General features: G+C 71.4%; 13 protein-coding genes and 1 pseudogene. 6 read left to right on the top strand and 8 right to left on the bottom strand.

The annotated features are described in order from the left end of the window. Positions 1-61 precede the first annotated feature (61 nt). Positions 62-1,621, top strand: a complete 1,560-nt coding sequence (locus ABZU75_RS05610; RefSeq protein WP_355549848.1) for a glycosyltransferase family 2 protein — start codon at positions 62-64, stop codon at positions 1,619-1,621. 26 nt (positions 1,622-1,647) lie between these two features. Here ABZU75_RS05610 and ABZU75_RS05605 read toward each other — a convergent pair whose 3' ends face one another. Beyond that, positions 1,648-2,133 (bottom strand): MFS transporter, encoded by a 486-nt coding sequence (locus ABZU75_RS05605; RefSeq protein WP_355549845.1) that lies wholly within the window; start codon positions 2,131-2,133, stop codon positions 1,648-1,650. 94 nt (positions 2,134-2,227) lie between these two features. Between ABZU75_RS05605 and ABZU75_RS05600 the strand changes: the two are divergent. Next, positions 2,228-3,015, top strand: a pseudogene (locus tag ABZU75_RS05600) (SAM-dependent methyltransferase). A 74-nt stretch (positions 3,016-3,089) separates the two neighbouring features. Here the strand turns inward: ABZU75_RS05600 and ABZU75_RS05595 are convergent. Together ABZU75_RS05595 and ABZU75_RS05590 are read right to left on the bottom strand one after the other, a co-directional pair. After that, positions 3,090-4,859: a glycosyltransferase gene (locus ABZU75_RS05595; protein WP_355549843.1), complete on the bottom strand. Its 1,770-nt coding sequence runs from the start codon at positions 4,857-4,859 to the stop codon at positions 3,090-3,092. After that, positions 4,856-5,992: a glycosyltransferase family 2 protein gene (locus tag ABZU75_RS05590; RefSeq protein ID WP_355549841.1), complete on the bottom strand. Its 1,137-nt coding sequence runs from the start codon at positions 5,990-5,992 to the stop codon at positions 4,856-4,858. Before ABZU75_RS05590 ends, ABZU75_RS05595 begins: the two co-directional genes overlap by 4 nt. Before the next feature lie 213 nt (positions 5,993-6,205). Between ABZU75_RS05590 and ABZU75_RS05585 the strand changes: the two genes are divergently transcribed. The 4 genes from ABZU75_RS05585 to ABZU75_RS05570 are packed head-to-tail and all read left to right on the top strand — an operon-like array spanning position 6,206 to position 12,094. Continuing rightward, positions 6,206-6,679: a hypothetical protein gene (locus ABZU75_RS05585; RefSeq protein ID WP_355549839.1), complete on the top strand. Its 474-nt coding sequence runs from the start codon at positions 6,206-6,208 to the stop codon at positions 6,677-6,679. Continuing rightward, entirely contained in the window at positions 6,676-8,373 is a 1,698-nt protein-coding gene (locus tag ABZU75_RS05580; RefSeq protein WP_355549837.1) for a glycosyltransferase family 2 protein, read from the top strand. Before ABZU75_RS05585 ends, ABZU75_RS05580 begins: the two co-directional genes overlap by 4 nt. Further along, entirely contained in the window at positions 8,373-10,295 is a 1,923-nt protein-coding gene (locus ABZU75_RS05575; RefSeq protein WP_355549835.1) for a glycosyltransferase, read from the top strand. The genes ABZU75_RS05580 and ABZU75_RS05575 overlap by 1 nt, the downstream gene beginning before the upstream one ends. Further along, positions 10,292-12,094 (top strand): glycosyltransferase family 2 protein, encoded by a 1,803-nt coding sequence (locus ABZU75_RS05570; protein ID WP_355549833.1) that lies wholly within the window; start codon positions 10,292-10,294, stop codon positions 12,092-12,094. The genes ABZU75_RS05575 and ABZU75_RS05570 overlap by 4 nt, the downstream gene beginning before the upstream one ends. A gap of 80 nt (positions 12,095-12,174) precedes the next feature. Here ABZU75_RS05570 and ABZU75_RS05565 read toward each other — a convergent pair whose 3' ends face one another. From ABZU75_RS05565 to ABZU75_RS05545, 5 genes are all read right to left on the bottom strand, one after another. Continuing rightward, positions 12,175-12,981 (bottom strand): polysaccharide deacetylase family protein, encoded by an 807-nt coding sequence (locus ABZU75_RS05565; RefSeq protein ID WP_355549831.1) that lies wholly within the window; start codon positions 12,979-12,981, stop codon positions 12,175-12,177. A gap of 277 nt (positions 12,982-13,258) precedes the next feature. Further along, on the bottom strand, positions 13,259-14,707 hold the full coding sequence (locus ABZU75_RS05560; RefSeq protein WP_355549829.1) for a methyltransferase domain-containing protein: 1,449 nt from the start codon (positions 14,705-14,707) through the stop codon (positions 13,259-13,261). Positions 14,708-15,544: 837 nt separating this feature from the next. After that, positions 15,545-16,837 carry a homoserine dehydrogenase gene (locus ABZU75_RS05555; protein WP_350924613.1) on the bottom strand — a complete coding sequence of 431 codons (1,293 nt, stop codon included), beginning with the start codon at positions 16,835-16,837 and terminating at the stop codon, positions 15,545-15,547. 60 nt (positions 16,838-16,897) lie between these two features. Further along, positions 16,898-18,280 carry a diaminopimelate decarboxylase gene (gene lysA / locus ABZU75_RS05550; protein ID WP_355549826.1) on the bottom strand — a complete coding sequence of 461 codons (1,383 nt, stop codon included), beginning with the start codon at positions 18,278-18,280 and terminating at the stop codon, positions 16,898-16,900. Positions 18,281-18,420: 140 nt separating this feature from the next. Next, positions 18,421-19,233, bottom strand: coding sequence for a neutral zinc metallopeptidase (locus ABZU75_RS05545; RefSeq protein WP_355549824.1), 813 nt, complete (start codon positions 19,231-19,233; stop codon positions 18,421-18,423). Positions 19,234-19,235: the final 2 nt, after the last annotated feature.

The following is a 19,235-nucleotide window of genomic DNA, read 5'->3' as shown; positions in this document are numbered from 1 at the left end:
CCTTGACAAGCGATGGGCCGAACACTTGACGGGCTACGAACCAGACAAGGGGTGCCACATCATGACGGGCGGCGCGGCGGCGGACCTGCCACCGATCCGGCACAACGACTACTCCCCCCTGGACCCGCCCGCGCTCGGCGCGTGGGATCCGGAACTCTCGGTCAGTGTGATCATCCCGGCCCGTGGCGGACAGCACAGGCTCGATCTGACCCTCGCCTCCCTGGCGGCGCAGACCTACCCGGATCACCTCATGGAGGTGATCGTGGTCGACGACGGCAGCGAGCCTGCACTGCGGCTGCCGGAGATCGTCCCGCGGGGCACCAGGCTCGTGACCACCGACTCCTCGGGCTGGGGCATCGCCCACGCGGTGAACACCGGCGCCGCCCTCGCCGACGGGCGGATCATCCAGCGCCTCGACGCCGACATGGTCATCTGCCGCGAGCACATCGAGGCGCTGGCCCGATGGCACCATCTGGCCGGTTACCTGGTCACGATCGGCGCGAAGAAGTTCGTCGAGGAGCCGTCGCTGACGGCCGCCCAGGTGCACGACGGTGTGCGTGCGGGCCGGCTGGAGTCCGTCTTCGACCTGGCGGACGCCCTGCCCAGCTCCACCGAGCAGACGATCTCCCGCACCAACGGCCTGCGGGCCAGCCGCAACCCCTACCACGTGTGCACGGGGCCGACGGTTTCCATGCGGCGCGAGATCTTCCGCGCCGTGGGCGGGGTGGACGCGGAGGTGTTGCGGGGCGAGGACACCGAGTTCGCCTACCGGCTGGCCGCGCACGGCGTGGTCTTCATCCCCGACATGAAGGCCCAGGCCGTGCACCTGGGACTCCCCGCCCAGCGCCGCAACCGGCAGCGGGCGGTACAGGTCGTCGCCCCCTACCTGGCCCACCGGGTGCCGCTCCGCCGCGACCTGCGCAAGGACCGTGGCCGCCACTGGCTGGTCCCGTACGTGGAGGTGGTGCTCGGTGCCGAGGGGCCGGGGGAACAGGTGCGCGAGGCGGTGAGCGCGGCACTCGACGGGTCGCTCGGCGACGTGGTCGTCACCCTGGTCGCCCCCTGGTCGAAGCTGCCCGCGGACCGCCGGCCGGTGCTGGACGACCCTCTGTTCGACCTGCGGTTGCTGCGTGAGCACTTCGCCCACGACGAGCGGGTGCGATTCGCCGACGAGGTCTCCGAAACCCCCACCCCGATCCCGTTCCGCTATACCGGTCCGACCTCGGTCCCGCTGGGGCGTGACTCACTGGAACGGATGATCGCCGCGATGCAGGACGACCGTTCCGGCATGCTCGTCGTCGATCTCGGCGCCGACGGCGAGGCGACACTGGAGCGGACCGAGGCGCTGGGCCGGGCGAGGCTGCTCGGCGCGGACGACGTCGCCGCCGTCGCCGCCTCGGTCAGGGCCACCCACGGTGTGCGGCGCGGGGCACGGCCGGAGTTCTGGCCCGCCGAGACGGCGCCCCCCGCCCCGCCCGCGCCCCGGCCCCAGGCTCCGGCCCCCGAGCGGAAGAGCGCGCCGCAGGCGGTGAGACAGGGCGCCGGGCAGGTCCGGCGGCACCAGGCCCGGGGCGGGTGGAGCACACTCCTCGGCAGGCTCCGCACCTCTCTCAGGAACTGAGCCGTACCGTCGCCGGTCGGGGCGGATCAGACCGGGACGCCCACGCTCTCGCGGCTTTCCGGCAGGGGCGTGACCCGGCGCCGTACGGCCAGCCCGAAGGCGACGACGAGCAGGCCGAGCGTGCCCGACACCACGAACGGCGCGGCCGGGCGCCAGGCGTCGTAGAGGAGGCCGCCCAGGGCGGAGACGGTGAGGATGCCCAGGGCGCCGCAGAGGGTCTGCACCCCGTAGGCGGAGCCGCGCACCCCGGCGGGTGCCTGCTGGGCCAGCAGCGGTCCCGCGGTGGTTATCCCGGCGATCTCCCCCAGCCCGATGAGCACGGCCACCAGCATCATCCCGGAGCCGAGCGGGTCGCTGATCAGCAACGTCGACAGATAGGACAACGCCGCGACGGTCTGGGCGAGGATGACCACGTCCTGGCGCCGCATGCGATCGCCCAGCCAGCCGAACAACGGGGCGGCGAGCTCGGCGAGCTGGAGACCAAGGACGCGGCGCGGAGGGGTGACGGCCATGGCGCGATCCTGCCAGTTCCGGTAGAGCTTCTCCAATGGTCCGAATGACTATGATCCATACAATTCAAGAGATATCCCTATAAGGGAGCAGGGTATGACCGACCAGATACCCAAGGGTGTTCAAACCCACATTCCTAACGTCGCACGTATGTACGACTACTATTTAGGGGGTAAAGACCACTTTCCCGCAGACCGGGAGGCTGCGGAGAAGGTTCTGGAGGTCATCCCCTAGGTCCGGCACAGCGCCCGTTCCAACCGCGCTTTCCTCGGCAGGACCGTCGGTTTCCTCGCCGGACTTGGCATCCGCCAGTTTCTCGACATCGGTGCCGGCCTGCCCACCCAGAACAATGTGCACCAGGTCGCGCCCGGCGTGCGGGTCGTCTATGTCGACAACGATCCGACGGTTCTGGTTCACGGCCGGGCGGTTCTCGGCAAGAACGAGAATGTGACCATAGTCGAGGGCGACGTACGCCGGCCGGAGGAGATTCTGGAACACCCGGACGTGCGCGCGGCCATCGACTTCGACCAGCCGGTGGGGATACTCCTGCTGGCGATCATGCATTTCGTTCCCGATCAGGAGGACCCCCTCGGCATCATCGCCACCCTGCGCCGGGCCATGGCCCCCGGCAGCCACCTCGTCCTGTCCCACGTCGCGATCGACGCGCGCCCGGAAGCGGCGGAGAGGGTCCCCAGGTCTACGACGGGGCCTCCTCACCCTTCGTCGCCCGTACCGGCAAAGAGATCATCCGTCTGTTCGAGGGTTTCGACGTGGTCGAGCCCGGCATCGTCAACCTGCCCGAGTGGCGCCCGGAACCCGGCACCACCGTGCCGTACCGGAACATCGGCTCCTACTTCCTGGGCGGCGTCGGGAACGAACGCTGACCGGCGCCGCGCGGGCGGGCGTCCGCGCGGGAGAGGCGGGAGAGACCGGCGCGGCGAAAACCGGTGCGGGAAGGTCAGCGGCGGCGGGTGATGGCCCGTTTGACCGAGGAGAGCAGCCCGTACTGGACGACCTTCCTGGCGGCGGCCAGCTCCTTGCGCAGGGTGCCGACCTCGCGCCGCAGCTCGACCGCGCTTTTTCGCCAGCGGCCCGCCTCGTCACGCCATTTGGTCACCTGACCGCGGAGCCGCTCGTTCTCCCTGGTGAGACGGGCCACCTGAGCCTCGGCCTCGATCCTGGCCCGGTGGGCACCCCGGCGGCCGACGATGGGGCGGGCCTCGGACGCGAACCCGTAGGTCTCACCGTCCACCCAGACCACGCCGAAGGTGTCCTCCACGGCGTCGTCGAGGTCCTCTCCCTCCTCCAGCACGAACGCGGCACGCCCGAACGCGGCGGCGCGCTCCAGCCGCGCCGCGACGATCATCCGCTCCGAGCCCGCTCCGGGCCCGCCGGCCGCACCGCCGTCACCGTCCTGTCCCCCCTCGGCCAGCAGCACCGAGACCAGGCCGTAGCCGTCGTTCCCGGCCAGGTCGACCAGGCGGGCCAGGGTGTCGTCACCGGGCACCCACCCGGCGGGCAGCCTGAGCCGGTAGGGGGCGGCGGTGCCACCGGCGCGGGGCTGCCGGGAGGCCTCGGACGGGGCGGAGGTGACGGCGGAGGTGACAGCGGAGGTGACGGAGGCCTCGTCGACGAAGCGGACCCTGGCCTCGTGGGCGTAGTGGCCGCGGATCAGCACCAGGTCCAGGTCCGGATCCTTCAGCGGGGCGCGCCCCTCCGTGCCGATGCGGTCCCACGGGCCGGTGAGGGTGACCGCGACGTCGGGCAGGGTACCCGCGAGGACGGCGTCGACCGTGGCGCGGACCTCGTCGTAGGAGTATCCGGGACCTTCCCGCCCCGTCCTCCCCTCGGGCTCGACGACCACCTCCAGGTACGGCACCTTCCACTGCCTGCTCGGATGGGAGCGGAGCCAGCGGTAGGAGGGGATCCGGTCGGCCACGAACGCGTGGCTGACCCGGTCGATCGGGGCCTTGCCGCGCATGCGCATGGTCGGGCCCAGATGGAAGGCGCGCGACAGCGGCTCGGGAACGAAGACGGCACCCGCCTGGGCGAGCCGGTAGCCCATCTCGGTGTCCTGGCCGAGGATCAGGTCGGTGTCCATCGGCCCGGCGGCGGCGAGCAGCGCGGCGTTGACCGAGGTCGCGCCGCCGACGTGCAGGCTGAACGCGCGGTGCGGGTTGGCGGTGAGGCCGTCGGTGCGCTCGACGAGGTCGACCAGCCAGGCATGCGGCTCGGCGGGCTCGAAGAGCTTGGCCAGGTCGTCGGCGGCGGCCACCATCTCGGGAGCGGGCAACCGGGCCGGAGTGAAGCGCAGGTAACCGGTGACCGCCAGGTACGGGGCGGCATGGTGCCAGCGCATGTGCGCCTCGACCGACCTGCGGTCGAGGACCACGTCGGAGTCGAGCCAGTGGATCACGTCACCGGTGGCGGCCGACAGCCCGGCGTTGCGGGCGTGGGCCCGGCCGGGGATCGGGCAGCCGATCAGGCTGGTGCCCTCCGGGCGGAGTTCGGGCAGGCGCAGCGGCGGGCTGCTGCCGTTGTCGACCACGATGACCTCGGTCAGCGCGGCCGGGTAGGTCTGCACGGACAGCCCGGCGAGTGCCAGGTCGAGTTTCTCCTGGTCACCGTAGGCGGGAATGACGACGCTCACCCGGAGCGAGGGCGTCCAGGCCCCCAGGGCGGGCGGCGTGAGGCTCCGGTAGTCGTTACCGGCTATCCGTGCTGTCATCGCGCTTCCAGGATCAGACTCGGGCGGAAACCGCGCCACTGGTTCGACGCGACGCGCAGGAAGTGGGCCAGGGAGAGCCGCCAGGTGTGCTCGGCACCGACCGAACGTCGCAGCACGTAGCCCAGGCCGTGGGTGCGGTAGATGCGCGCCCCCGCGGCGTGCGCGGCCTTCAGCAGCCCGGCGTCGACGCCCCGGGGCAGCGGGGGGAAGCCGCCCGCGTCCCTGAAGGTGTCGGCGGGGAGCAGGATCGTGCCCCCGGCGACGTGCTCGGACCAGACCTCGCTGGTGTAGTCGGTACGGCGGACCGTGGCGTTCAGCGGCTCCAGGTAGAAGAACTCGGCCGCGGTGCCGACGATGTCCGCCCCGGAGTAGGCGCGGGCGAGCAGCAGGTCGGCCAGATGCTCGGGGCCGTACCAGTCATCGTCGTCCCACTTGGCCAGATAGTCGCCCTCCGCCCTGGAGGCGGCCAGGTTGAGCACCTCCCCGAAGGGGGTCTCCCCTTCGGCCTCGACCACCGTGACGGGCAGGGCGCACCCGCGCAGCGCCCGCCTGACCTCCTCGTGCGCGGCGGGGACGCCGTGCAGGCCGAGCAGGACCTCGACCCGTACCCGGCGCTGCCCGGCGATCTGGCCGAGCGCGGCGCCCAGCAGGTGCGGCCGCATGCTGGACATCACGACGCTGACCGTGGGCGGCGTCTCCGCCCGGCCTGTCCCCATCCGGTCGCGGAGCCCGTGGCGGCGTAGTCGCACGCTGTGCTCCTCCCTGCGCAGGGCGGTCACCGACCGGAGACCTGAGCCGTCGTCCTCCTCGGGCGCCCAGGCCGCGAGCAGGCGGGCCAGTTCGGGATCCACCCAGTCCGGCGAGACGGCGGCGTGCAGCGGCACCCCGGCCGCGGCCAGACCGGTGACCGCGCCGACCGGAACCTCGGAGGTGGGCCACCGGACGACCAGTCCCCGCAGCGGGCGCAGGCGGGCCGCCTCCTCGGCGTCCGGCCGGTCGCCGAGCGGCGAACCGGCCGCCAGCCAGCCCTCGCCGGTCCAGGACAGCTCGGCCGTCTCCCCGGCCGCCGACCGCAGGAAGCCCGCCGGTGTGGCGAGAAGGGACGGGGGAAGGGAGATCGGCTGCGCGGGCACGACCGAAGGATAGCGAGGTAGGAAGATCCCTTCTCACCACACTTCCCACTTGACCCGTGTGATCACCATTAATCACTCACAGCTGTCACACAGGTCACAGGAACCTTGGAATTTCCCATTTCCAGCCATATTTGCACTTGAAGAGCGGATAGCCTCATTTATCTCCCCATCAATGAACAGGTAATGACAGAGCGGCATGGAAGGTAAGCGCGGATGCCCACGCCCCGAAAACTGACGCTTCTGGCGGCGACCATCGGTCCGGTGGTACTGATCACGCTGACGCTGCTCGCGGGCACCGATGTCATCTCGGCCACGGCGGCCGTCGTGCTCGGCGCGATCGCGACGGTGTTCGCCGTCCAGATGCTGGCGATCGCGACGGTGCGCAGGGTCGACGGCAAGGCCCTGCGGATCGACACCCGTATCAAGCGCTACGAAGCGGAGCTGGCCACGGTCAAGGCCGCCACCGAGCGGCTGGACCGGCGGCTGGACGAGATCGTCGAACTGCTCAGGGAGCACGAGCGGAAGCGGGACGAGGACCTGCAGACGATCCTGGTCTCGCTGGGCGAGGATCGGCTGGTCTCCATACCGCAGCGCCAGGAGATGGCGGAGATGGTCAACGACCTGCTGCCGCGACTGGCCGCCGTGGAGGCGCGGACCGAACAGGCCACCCCGGAGGGAAAGGCGTGAGCGGGGCCGGGGGCGACGACCTGGCCGGCCAGACCGGCGTCCCGCGCGCCAGGGTCAGGCAGAACGACTACGGGCCGCTGCTCCCGCCCGACCTGGGCCGGTGGGAGCCCCGGCTCAGGGTGAGCGTGGTGATCCCGGCCTACGACTGCCAGGACGCCCTGGACCGCACGCTCGCCTCCCTTGCCGCGCAGACCTACCCCGCGCATCTGCTGGAGGTGGTCGTGGTCGACGACGGCAGCGACCCGCCGCTGCGCGTCCCCGAGATCACCCCGGCGGGCACCCGCCTCGTCCGGGTACCGGAAGGCCGCTGGGGGCGGGGCTGGGCCCGCCAGACCGGCGCCGAGGCGGCGACCGGCGACATCCTGCACTGGGTCGACTCCGACATGATCCTCGACCGGGAGCACGTCGAGGCGCACCTGCGCTGGCACCACCTCCTCCCCTACGCCGTCGTGATGGGCGACGTCCGCTTCACCCCCGACGGGACCTGGCCCCGCGCCGGGGAGGTCCTCTCGGCCGTGCAGGCCGGGGACGCGGAGAGACTGTTCGACGGGTCCGCGCCACACGAGTGGCGGGCGGGCGTGCTCAAGGAGACCCGGTGGCTGCGGGACGCGGGCGCCGGGGCCTACCGGCTCCACTCGGGGGCCAGCACATCGGTCCCGGTGGCACTGCTCCGCTCGGCCGGCGGCGTGAACACCGCGTTGAACATGGGCGAGGACACCGATCTCGGCTTCCGCCTCGCGCAGGCGGGCGCGGTCTTCATCCCCGACCCGCAGGCCCGCGGCTGGCACCTCGGCCCGTCCACGGTCATGCTCAGGGAGAAGGAGGTGCACCGGCACAACTGGTCGGTGCTGCCCGACCTCATCCCCGATCTGCGCTGGCTGCGCACCCACCCGCGCAGGACCTGGCTGGTGCCGTACGTGCACGTCGTCGTCGACGTCGGCGGCGCCCGCTACGAGGACGTGCGGGCGAGCGTGGACAGCGCGCTCGCGGGCACCCTCATCGACGTCGCCGTCACCGTGGTCGGGCCCTGGGCTCGGCTCCCCGCCGGGCGCCATCCCTCCCTCGACGAGCCGCTGCTCGATCTGCGTCTGGTGCGCAACCTGTACGCCCATGAGCCACGGGTCCTCTTCGCCGAGGAGGCGCCCTCCGGCTCGGCACCCGCGCCGTTCCGCCTCTCCTTCCCCGCCGGGTGGGCACTCGGCGCCGACAGCCTGGCCGAGCTGGTGAGACTCGCCGAGAGCGAGGGGTACGGGCTGCTGAGCGCGGTGCTCGACGAGGGGGCCACCGGGGTCAGGGCGGCCAGGTTGGAGCGCACCGCCGCCTTCGCCAGGGCGGCGCTGGTGACCGGAGGCACCCCGGACGGTGACATCGACGGTGACATCGACGGTGACATCGACGGTGCCGTCCACGAGCTTTTCGGCTCCCTGTGGGTGAGTGCCGCCGAGTTCGGCATGACGACCGCCGGGGAGGCGGAGCCCGTCGCCGGGGACCCCGCGAAGTGGCGGGCCGAGAGCACCCGGTGGAAACGCGAGGCGGAACGGCTGCGGGGCGAGGTGGAGAGCCTGCGCGCCGAGACCGAGCGGCTGCGGGCGGAGGCCGGGCACCCGCGGGACGAGCGGCGGCGTGGCCCCCTGAGGGGGATCATCCCGGCGGCCAGACGGCAGACGGCTCCGCGGCGGGGGAAGAGCGGCTGATGTCCCTTCTGATCGATCTCGTCCGCACCGCCGGGGAGCGGAACGGCAAGCGGCGCGTCCTCGTCTACTGCGCGGGCTTCGAGACACTCGGCGAGCTGGAGTCGTACGGGGCGATGGACCTCGACGGCGACCTCGACGGCATCCCGCGCGCGGAGGAGGGCGCCGCGGAGATCCTGGTGCTCGCCCGCACCCCGACGGACCTCCGCAGGGCCGCGAGCCTGCAGTCACTGCTGGCCATGGCCACCCGGGTGGTCGTCGCCGTGGAGGAGACACCGCACTGGTACACCGCGCCGGTGCCCTCGCCCACTCCCGCCCACCGCTGGCGGTCGCTCGTCGAACTCCGGGTCCACCAGCCGGAGGCGCCCGCCTGGGTGATCGAGGCGCGGTTCTCCAAACCGGCACCCGCCGGGCGGACGCTCGCCGCGACCGCCAGGGCGTTCGCGGGACACCGGATGGACGCCGTCGCCGCGCCCGTCGCCGGTCTGGCCGGCCCCGGAGCGGCCCACTGGCGGCCCGGTGACCCGAACGCGGCCCCGTCCTCACCGGAGGGGCCGGTCCCCGACAGGTTCGGTGCCCGCGGCGCCGACCTGGTCGTGCGCGCGGCCGGCGAGGAGCCGCCGCCCTGGTCCGGCGACGAGAGCCCGGTGGACCGCCCGGTCGCCGAGCTGATGAGCTGGGAGCGGCTCGGCCGCCCCGGCGGCGGCAGGATCCTCCAGGCCGGCCTCGGCGACCTGTCAGAACCCCGGACCGTCCCACCGGTCGACGACCGCTCGGTCAACCCCATGGGCTTCGTCACCGTGCCGTCCCTCGGCACCGCCGATCTGTCCGTGGAGTCCGGCCGCTGGGCGATCACCTGCGGTGGCCGGACCCTCACCGCCTTCGCGGCCTCCGGCGCCGTCACGGACGTGGACGTCAACCGGATCAGGCAGGTCAGAGGGGTACGGGTGGACTGGCGGCGCGGCCACAGCGGCCCGGTGGCCGCGCTCCGCGTCGTCACCGGGCTGGCGGCGGCCGGGGTGCCGCTGGTCTCCGAGGCCGTGCCGCGCTGGGCCGGCGCCCTCGGCCCCGAGCTGGCCAGACTGATCACCTCGGTCGACGAGCCCGCGCTCAAGGACGACCTGGAGCGCGAGGAGCACAGCATCCGGCTGCGCCGCGAGGCGCTGCGCGGCCACGGCGTCCGCGCCCGCTGGGAACAGCTCGGCGCCCCCGCGAGGCCCTCGCCGCCGGTCTCGGTGCTGCTCGCCACCCGCCGCCCGGAGATGGTGGGCTTCGCACTGGAGCAGCTGGCCAGGCAGCGCGGCGCCGAGTTCGAGGTGATCCTCGCCCTGCACGGCATCCCGGCGACGCATCCCGGCGTGGCCGGGGCGCTGGCCTCCTTCGAGCGGCCGGTCACCGTGTTCGAGGCGAACGAGGAGAGCGTGTTCGGGGCCGTGCTGAACGAGGCCGCGGCCAGGGCGTCGGGATCGTTCCTGCTGAAGATGGACGACGACGACTGGTACGGGCCCGACTTCATCTCCGATCTGCTGCTGGCCCACTCCTACTCGGGGGCCCAGGTGGTGGGCATGGTCCCGGAGTTCGTCTACCTCGCCTCGATCGGGGTGACCGTCCACCGCGAGCAGGTCACCGAGCAGATCACCAACTTCATCGCCGGAGGGACCATCTTCGCCGAACGCTCCGCCTTCGAGGCCGTGGGCGGCTTCCGTCCCCTGCCCGGCACGATCGACGCCCAGTTCCAGCACGCCGTACAGGCCGCGGGCGGGCAGATCTACCGCACCCAGGGCCTGGGCTACATCCTGCGGCGCGGCAACGTCGCCAACCACACCTGGCGCGAGCCGATCGGCACGTTCCTGCGCCGGAACAAGCGCCAGTGGCGCGGCTTCCGGCCCAGCGCGCTCATGGAACTCCCCCCGGAGGCACCGTGAACGCGCCGCGCACACCGCAGGTCCCGGGCGGGGAGCCCGTTGACGCACCGGACGCGCCGTACGCACCGCCGGTTCCGGCCGTCCATGCCGCCGCGCCGCGGATTCCCGGCAACGACTACGGGGTGCTGCCGGCGCCCGTCCTCGGCGCGTGGGAGCCGCGCCTGCCGGTGAGCGTGGTGATCCCCGCCCGGGGAGGGCAGGACAGGCTCGATCTCACCCTGGCCGCGCTCGCCGCGCAGACCTACCCCGCGCACCTCCTTGAGGTGATCGTCGTCGACGACGGCAGCGCGCCCCCGCTCCGGCTCCCCGAGATCGCCCCCGAACGCACCCGGATCGTCCCCGGCGCCCCCGGCCGCCGGGGCATCGCCTGGGCCCTGGAGACCGGCACCGCCGTCGCGGACGGCGAGGTGATCCACCGGATGGACGCCGACATCGTCTCCTACCGGGAGCACGTCGAGGCGCACATGCGCTGGCACCACCTGGCCGGCTACCTGGTGGTGCTGGGGACGCTGCGCTTCACCGCCATGACGGGCACCCCGCCCACCCCCGCCGAGGTCCAGATCGCCGTCGCCAAGGACAAGGCGGACTCCCTCTTCACCGAGGACCCCGAGCACGGGCACGACTGGATCGTCGGGCTCGTCGCCGCGCACCGCGGCTTCCGCGACGCGCCCAGCTCGCTGCTGCACCGCGTCCACGTGGGCGCGTCGGTCTCACTGCCGGCCGCCCTGCTGAAGGAGACCGGAGGGCTGGACACCTCCCTGCGGCTCGGCGAGGACACCGAGCTGGGCTACCGGCTCACCCAGACGGGCGCGGTGTTCGTCCCCGACACCGAGGCGCTGAGCTGGCACCTGGGCACGACGACCGCCATGCGCAGGCCCGCGGACGTCAGGCGGCACAACGACCCGTTCATCGCCGACCGGGTCCCCTACCGGCGCCACCTGCGCACCGACGCGGGCCGGCAGTGGCTGGTCCCCTACGTCGACGTCGTGGTGGACGCCCGAGGCGCCTCCTTCGAGGACGTCAGGGCGAGCGTCGACGGGGCACTGGCCAGCAGCCTGCCCGACGTGCACGTCACCCTGGCCGGGCCGTGGGCGTCGCCTGCGGGCGAGCGCCATGAACCGGTGGGCGGGCCGCTGGACGACCCGTTGCTCGACCTGCGGCTGCTGCGCGGCCAGTACGCCCACGACGGCCGCGTCTCCTTCGTCGAGCGGGTCCCGCCGACCTCGGCTCCCGCACCGTTCCGGCTCGTCTGCCCGGCCGGGTGGGTGCCCGGGGCGGAGTCGCTGGCCATGCTGGTCGAGCGGGCGGAGCAGGACGACGAGGGCCTGCTGCTCGTGGCGCTGGACGAGGACGAGTCAGGCGTTCTGGCCGCCCGCCTGGAGCGGACCTCCGCCGTGGCGAGGGCGAGGCGGGTGGCCCGCGAGGGCGAGTCGCTCGACGACGTGATCGCCGAACTGCACGGCGCGACCTGGCTGGACGCGGAGTCCTGGCGGCTGCGGCCGGCGGCGCACGCCTACCCCTACTGGGCCACGAACCGCAACCGGGAGGCCGTGCGCTGGCGCGCGGCGGCCGAGTCGCGGGCGCGGGAGGCCGAGCGGGCCCAGCGGCAGATCGCCGCGCTCAAGGCCGAGCTCAAGGAGTTGCGCGCGGCGGCCGCCAAGGGCCGCCGCGACACCGTCAGGTGGAAGGAGAAGGCCGAACAGCGCCGCCTGGAGGCCGTCGCCCTGCGCCAGGCCCGGCAACGCTCCCTGCTCGGCCGCGCCGCCCGCGGCCTCCGCAGGCTCACCGAGGGCTCCTGACGGCCTTCACCCACATCCGGTGCCCCAGGCCCTGGACCGGACCCGCGGGGGTCGCGGAGAGGCCCCGAAAGGGCCGTTCCTCAGCCGGGCACGGGGCGGTAGCGGGCACCGACGGCACTCTGCAGCGTCTTCACGACGGTGCCGCGGGACTTGCGCGCCGCCAGCCAGTCGAGGAAGGGGTTCAGGCGCTCGGGAGCCACCGAGTAGAGTCCGCAGCGGTCGCAGACCCGGTGGAACACCAGCGGAACCAGGCCGCCACCGCTCTTCTCCGCGTTGAGTACCTGCTGTTTCATGTGTCGCCGCAGGGTGTCCTCGCGGATGGAGCTTGGCGTGCGGATCTCGTAGCGGTCTGCTGGGCGCGTGGCCTCGCTCGCCGGGCAGCCGGGGCACTTCCACTCCCTGAGCCCGCCGACCGAGCGGGCCGCGTCGTAGCCGCACCACCTCGCCACCGCCTTGGCGTCGGAGTCGACCGCGCCGAACGGGTAGGCGAGGGTGGCCGGCCGGTACCCCCACGCCACCAGCCTCCTGCGGTCGTCGCAGATCTGCCCCTCCTGCTCGCTCTGGGTGAGCTCGGTGAGGCGGACGTGGGTCAGCGTGTGACCGCCGATCTCGTGGCCCTTCCCGGCTATCGCGGCGAGGTGGCGACGGGTCAGCTTGAGCTCGCCGCCGATGGTGTCGGTGTTGATGTAGAAAGTTCCACGCATGCCGCGTTTCTCCAGCATGCGGGCCACGACCAGGTGCGTGGAGTCACCGTCGTCGAAGGTGAGCGAGACGACGGTCTCCACCTTCTTCGCGGGTTTCGCGGTCTCCGCCTGACCGACCTGTCCCGGCACCGTCGCGATAGCCAGCGCCACCACCGGCGCCACCATCCGGCGAACGATCTTCACGGTGAACTCTCCTTCCGGGAGGCGCGGGCGCCCCAGGAGGCCGGGAGTCGTGCGGGCGCGGACGATCACGCGAGGACAGCGAAGTCATTCAGTAACGAAGTACATAGGAAATCACTATATAAGCCCATAGGGCTTACTAAATGATCTACCGGCAAACCCCCGGGAAGCCGATGCCGACCCGGCATGGCCCGGCCCTCCCCCGAACGCCTGCCGAGTCCGCCGGCCAGATCATCGGTTCGGAATCGGGCAGACGAGGACCCTGCCGGGGGCGTCGAGGTCAGCGCCCGTTCTCCGGGGAAGGACGGCTGCGATAGACCTGGGTCTCGATGTCCAGGCTCATCTCGCATTCCGCGCCGAAGTAGAAGTCCTGCGCCTCCTTGAAGACCTCCTCAACACCTCTCTGCGTACGCACAAAGGACAGGAGTCCCCAGGCGTCCGCCCGCCCGATACGGATCTCGTCCGGGCCGAAGGCCGGTCGCGAGCCTCCTGTGTTGCGCACCGTCGTCGAGAAACGGCGGACAGGCTCGAAGCCGAACTGCTCGGCACGCCCCGGCAGGTCGGTCAGGAACGTGCGATCACCCGCGTAGTTGCGGTTGTGCGTCTCGATCATCCGACGGATCACGTCGGGACCACGGAAGCTGTCATCGTTGACATCGACCACGTACAGGAGTCCGCCCGGGCGCAGCACCCGCCGCATCTCAAGCAGGGCCAGGTCCGGACTGCGAAGGTGAACGAACACGAAATTCGCCGTTATCACGTCGTGTGACGAGTCGGCTTCACCCGTGGCGTAAGCGGTCCCCTCGCGGAACGTGATCTCCGGAAAGCTCGACCGGGCCCTGGCGAGCAGTTGAGGTGAGGGCTCCACCCCCCGCACGCGGTACCCGGCGAGCGACTCCTCCCGCGCGACCGCCGCCAGGTATTCCCCGGGCCCGGTGCCGATGTCGAGCAACGAGGCGGGCGCGGGCGGGAACGGCGTCGACGCCAGACGCGACCGCTGCTCGGTGGCCATCAGCCGGCCCTGCGCGGTCAGGCGCGGCATCTCGGCCTCAATGGACAGCGGCTCCAGATAGTGGTTCTCGGCCCCGAGGCGTTCGGCCGCCAGCACGTCGCCGCGCCCGCTCTCCACCAGAAACCGGACGAGTGAAGGGACGGAGATCAGGCTGCCCCCGGGCGCCGGTTCCTTGTCCAGGGCCCGGTTTTTGAAATAGAACTCCTCTACGGCCTCTTCTCCTTCCACCGTCATCACTGTGCGCACATCGTCAGCGGAACCGATGTCGGCGTGCCTGACGAAATTCCGCCTGGTGTACCGGTCGATAAGGTTACGGTGCTGCCCCCTGACGAGGAGGAAAAAGCGGTCCGGTCGCAGCGACTCGCAGATCTGGCGCAGCATCGAGGTACCTATGCGTTCACTGATATGACGCCCTCGATGCTCGGCGAGTTCCACTCGCTTGCCGATCTGAACCGTCAGCCCGTCCACTTTCTGCAGTTCCAGGGTGGACAGTTCGGGCGCCCCCGGCTCATAAAGATAAGCCGATATCACGGCGATGATCTCTCCGTTGAGCATGGCGCCCAGGTGAAGGCCCTCCGGGTCCCTCTCGTGGTTCACCATCTCCTCTCCCCAGCCTTGTTCGGTCGCGAACACCTGCCGCCGGAGCCCGAGAATCCTCTCGCTATAGTCGTTCCAATTCAGCCAGCACGCTTGAATCTCACCGCTGTTTCCGGTCACCGAACACCTCCGAGTGAATTCGTAGCCGATTCACAGAAATTCCATGGCCTTTTCAAAGCCGATCGGTCACGGCCTGGGGATCGGCCGGCGTGTTCGTCCCTTTCAGTGGGGCCGGACGTCCGGTCCGGGCGAGCACTCACTCAAACCCCCCGTCCCGAACTTCGGGTGGGTGTGGCCTATCCGGGCCGCCGTGCCCCGCCGCGCCTCCAGTCGGTGCTTGACCTCTCAATCCATGATCAGGCCATTATGATCATTAACGATCACGACATTACGAACAGCTACTTGTGGCTGACTTGCAACTCAACGATCTGGCACCAAACGCCCTGCCAATCGCCCCGATCTCCCTGGACACGGCGAAAAAACCAGGGGGCATGCACGGATCCGTGTCGCGCCGGGGTTCACGATCTTGGTCGGAGAAAGGGCCGAGACCCACTCGGCACATGTCGTATGAGGGCGCGAGGCGTCCAGTCGGTACTGGGGGCGCGCCACCCGCCGACGAACTTCGAGACGGCGCGGATCGCGGGCGAGGCGGGAACGGTGACCGGCTGCGGCCCGGCCTCTCCTCCGCCGGATACGCCGTGTTCGCGAACTGGCACGTCTTTGTCGAACCGCCGAGCCGGGAGCCGTTTCCCAGGGCACCCACAGCCGCTTCCAGCTCAGCGCGATGATCTGGGCTCTGCGGATCCAGCCGGCCGGGGCATGTCGTACACCGGCCGGTCTGCGGATCTCGTGTTCCTCAACCGTTTCGTGCGGCGTCCGCCCGGACGGAGAGCATGGCACTGCCCCGCCGGGCCCTGACGGTACGTCTCATCTGACCGCTCGAAAAGGAATGGAGCGCTACGGGGTGTCCTCACCCTCGACGCGCATGACGCTCACCACGTCGCGGACGATGTCCAGCTCGCGCAGGCCCTCGATGGTGGCCGAGAGCGCGGCGTCGCTGGCCCGGTGGGTGACCAGCACGAGCTGGGCGTCCGCGCCGTGGCCCTCCTGACGGACGGTCTGGATGGAGACGTCCTGCTTGGCGAACATGTCGGCGACCCTGGCGAGCACGCCGGGCTTGTCGGCGACGTCCAGCGAGACGTGGTAGCGCGTGACGGTCTCGCCCATCGGGTGCACGGTCAGGTCCGCGTAGGTGGACTCCTCCGAGCCCCGGGTGCTCGCCAGCACGTTGCGGGCCACGGCCACGATGTCGCCCAGCACCGCGCTCGCGGTCGGTGCGCCGCCGGCGCCCGCGCCGTAGAACATGAGCTGGCCGGCGGACTGCGCCTCGACGAACACGGCGTTGTACGCCTCGCGGACCCCCGCCAGCGGATGCGTCCTGGGGATCATCGCCGGATGCACCCGTACGCCGAACGACCTGCCGTCCTCCGAGCGGGCACAGATCGCCAGCAGCTTGATGACGTAGCCCATGGCCTTGGCGCTGGCCACGTCCGTCGCCGTGATCTCGGTGATGCCCTCGCGGTGCACGTCGGCGGCCGTCACCCGGCTGTGGAAGGCGATCCCGGCGAGGATCGCGGCCTTGGCCGCGGCGTCGAAGCCCTCCACGTCGGCGGTGGGGTCCGCCTCGGCGTAGCCCAGTGCCTGGGCCTCCCCCAGCGCGTCGGAGAACGAGGCCCCGGTGGAGTCCATCTTGTCGAGGATGTAGTTGGTGGTGCCGTTGACGATGCCGAGCACGCGGTGGACGTGATCCCCGGCGAGCGACTCGCGCAACGGGCGGACCAGCGGGATCGCGCCCGCGACGGCGGCCTCGAAGTAGAGGTCGGCGTTGCCGGCCCTGGCCGCGGCGTGGACCGTCGCGCCGTCCTCGGCGAGCAGCGCCTTGTTGGCCGTGACGACGGACTTGCCGCCGTTCAGCGCGGCCAGGATGAGCGCCCTGGCCGGCTCGATTCCGCCGATCACCTCGATGACGATGTCGATGTCGTCCCGGGTGACCAGGGCCTCGGCGTCGGTGGTGAGCAGGGCGGGGTCCACGTCGGCGTCCCGTCTGCGGCCCAGGCGCCGCACGGCGACCCCGGCGAGCTCCAGCGGTGCCCCGATGCGTGCGGTGAGGTCGTCGGCCTGCTCGTGCAGGAGCCTGACCACCTGGGAGCCGACGACCCCGCAGCCCAGAAGTGCGACTTTCAGCGCCATACGATCACGCCCCCCTCTCGCCCATGCCACGCACGGGTTTCTCGTCCGCTCCTGGTCGTTTCACAGCTGTCCTCTCAGCAGGTCGTCCTCGGTCTCCCTGCGGACGATCACGCGGGACACCCCGTCCTTGACCGCGACCACGGCGGGCTTGGGGAGGTAGTTGTAGTTGTTGGCGAGCGAGCGGCAGTAGGCGCCGGTGCCCGCGACGGCGATCAGATCGCCGGGGGCCAGGTCTCCGGGGAGCCACAGGTCTCGCACGACGATGTCGCCGCTCTCGCAGTGCTTGCCGACCATCCGGGAGAGCATCGGCTCCGCGGCGCTCTCCCGGGAGGCCAGGCGCGCGGTGTACTCGGCCCCGTAGAGGGCGGTGCGGAGGTTGTCGCTCATGCCGCCGTCGACGCTGACGTAGGTGCGCAGCCCCTCGACGTCCTTGATCGTGCCGACCTCGTAGAGCGTCACCCCGGCGAGCCCGGCGATGCCCCTGCCGGGTTCGACGGTGAGCTTGGGCACCGGCAGCCCGGCGGTCCTGGCCACCTTGCTGACGATCTCCCGCAGACTGTCGGCGATCTCCTTGACGTCGAGCGCGATGTCACCGTCGACGTAGGGGATGCCGTAGCCGCCGCCGAGGTCGAGCTCGGGCAGCACGACGTCGTGCTCGTCCTTGATCTGTACCAGGAGCTTGGCCAGGCGGCCCGCGGCCACCTCGAACCCCGCGGTGTCGGTGATCTGGGAACCGATGTGGGAGTGCAGGCCGACGAGTTCCAGCTGGGGCAGGGCGAGGATCCGCCTGGCCGCCTCCGCCGCCGCGCCGGAGCTCAGCGAGAAGCCGAACTTCTGGTCGTCGTGGGCGGTCGCGATGAACTCGTGGGTGTGGGCCTCGACGCCCACGGTGACCCGGATCATCACCCGGGGGCGCCTGCCGTGCTTGTCGGCGAGGAAACCCAGACGGGCGATCTCCTCGAAGGAGTCGGCCACGATGTGCCCGACACCGGCCTCGACGGCCCTCTCCAGCTCGGCGTACGACTTGTTGTTGCCGTGCATGGTGATCCGCTCGGGCGGGAAGCCGACGCTGAGCGCGACGGCGAGCTCACCGGCGCTGCACACGTCGAGGCCGAGGCCCTCCTGCATGATCCAGCGGGCGACCTCACGGCACAGGAACGCCTTGCCCGCGTAGTGGACCTCGCCCCCGGAGAACGCGCCGGCGTAGTCGCGGCAGCGGGATCGGAAATCCTCCTCGTCCACCACGTAGAGCGGGGTGCCGTGCTCGGCGACCAGGTCCCTGACGTCCACGCCGCCGATCGTGATCGAGCCGTCGGCTCGCTCCGACGTTCGCGGCCAGATGGTCGGGTCAAGCGTGTTCAGGTCGGCGGGTGCGTGCGGAGGGCGCTCCTCGGGCAGCACTTCGGCATGCCGGTCACCGGCGGGATGGGCGAATCGACTCACCCGATCGAGGCTATCGGACCCGGTGATCCCCCTGAGACGATTGCCCACCTATCGAGACGCGATCGCCCTCGAACGCGCGAACTTTTTACGTTATTGACCACTTTGGCGACATATTTTAATGTCGCGTCGCGACAGGATCCTCAGGAGACCCGTTCGGCGGGAGCGCCCCAGGTGTTGCAGGACGCCACCGTGCCGCCCTCCTGGCCGCGCCGCATCCACTCGGCGCTGCTGGCGCCCGAGCCGTGCGACTGCCGGTAGCCCGCCTCCGCGCCGTCCTCGGCGCCGGAATCGTGCCCGGCGAAGCCGCGCAGGTTCTCCAGCCGGCGCGGCGTGGCGATGCGCAGCGTCGCCGCCGCCAGGCAGTCCGCCTGGAGTTCGAGCCGCCGCGACCACGCCTCGTCGAAGGCCTCGGAACCTCTCTGGTCGGCGATCCCGCTGACCTCCTGAACGTGATGGGCGTACTCGTGGGCGAGCGTGAACATCATCGGGAAGGCCGGTTCGTCCTCGACCAGCACGTTGACGACGTGGGAGTCGGGACAGTAGATCCCGGCCCAGTCGTAGTCGTCGATCCCGCACGCGGCCGCCTCGGGGACGGCGATCAGCCGCACCTCCTCCGGCGGCGCGTAGTCGATGCCCGCCCTCGCCAGGGTGTCCGCCCACATCCGGTCCAGGCATCCGGCGAGGGCCTTCAGCGACGCGCGGGCGTCGGCGTCGAGGTTTCCCGGGAGCGTGCCGCAGCGGGCGTCGATCGGCCCCGTCTCCTCGTACAGGCGGTGCGTCGCCGCGGCCGAGCGGGGCGAGCCCGGCGCGGTTCCGAGGAGTTCGCGCAGGTCGCCTCCCAGATAGGCGAGCCCGCCGAGGATCACCGCGAAGGCGAGCAGCATCGGCAGCACCCGTCGGATCATCCCGGGGCGGCGTGGCTCGTACGCCTCCCAGTCACGGGGACCGCCCATTC

It is taken from the genome of Streptosporangium sp. NPDC005286 (assembly GCF_040607515.1).
Lineage (GTDB): Bacteria > Actinomycetota > Actinomycetes > Streptosporangiales > Streptosporangiaceae > Streptosporangium.
This window is presented reverse-complemented; position numbering and strand designations above follow the sequence as displayed.